Source organism: Sporofaciens sp. JLR.KK001 (genome assembly GCF_036941055.1).
GTDB lineage: Bacteria > Bacillota > Clostridia > Lachnospirales > Lachnospiraceae > Sporofaciens.
Window position 1 is genome coordinate 1 of the sequence record NZ_JAYMNO010000012.1, and the last position, 865, is coordinate 865.

1 protein-coding gene is annotated in these 865 nt (G+C 44.7%); it reads left to right on the forward strand.

The window, feature by feature from the left end; genetic code table 11:
* Positions 1 to 48 precede the first annotated feature (48 nt).
* Positions 49 to 865: transposase (locus VSQ62_RS32300; RefSeq protein WP_334638791.1), on the forward strand; the 817-nt coding region annotated here is incomplete at its 3' end.

Genomic DNA, 865 nt, shown 5'->3' on the forward strand with positions numbered 1-865 from the left:
GATAAGTACATTGGTCGTCCCCTTCTTAGGAAATGTGGTGTCATAAAAATGGTCGATGACATTTTTGTCAACAGCGGGATGACATACTTTGATAACCCGATTTCCCGTCTGCTGGGTGATCTGAAACAATCACCCGTCCTTGAGAAAGTTGTGAGTGCCAAGGATCTGCTTATCGACAAACTTCTCGTGTGTTTTGCCCCTGCAAGTGCGTATCTGATGTTTAAGACGGACACATTCTTCCGGGATTATAAGCAAGACACATTTTACCGTTTTGATAAGCTTCCCGGAGCTAACTGGGAAAGGCTGCAATTGGAAACAGCAAAAAATGTCATTTTAGATATAGAGTCACAGACCACAGACAAACATATCAATGCTCTGATTTTTGATGATTCTTTATATGCGCGGACCGGCGGAAAGGGAACCGAATTATGTGCCAGGGTTTTTGACCATAATGATCATAAGACCCGTCTTGGATACCGCATGATGACTGGTGGATGGACAAATGGAGAGACATTCATTCCTTTTGCACAGTCCCTTTTGTCAACGCGCGATGAGAAACAAATGGTTGGACCCAATGTCCGAATCGATTGCCGTACACTACGCGGAAAGCGCCGGGCAATGGCAAAAACAAAGGGAACCCTTGTTGTCCAACATATGGTAAAGCAGGCACACAAAGCAGGGATACCATTCGATTATGTCCTGTTTGACACATGGTTTTCCAGTCCATCCCAGCTGGCTGCGCTCAAGGGGATAGGAACAGATGTCATAGCGATGATCAAAAAGAACAGCACGAAATATATCTGGAGAGATCCCGCAACAGGCGAGGAGAAAAAACTGAATGTAAAAGAAATCTACAGCAGGAACA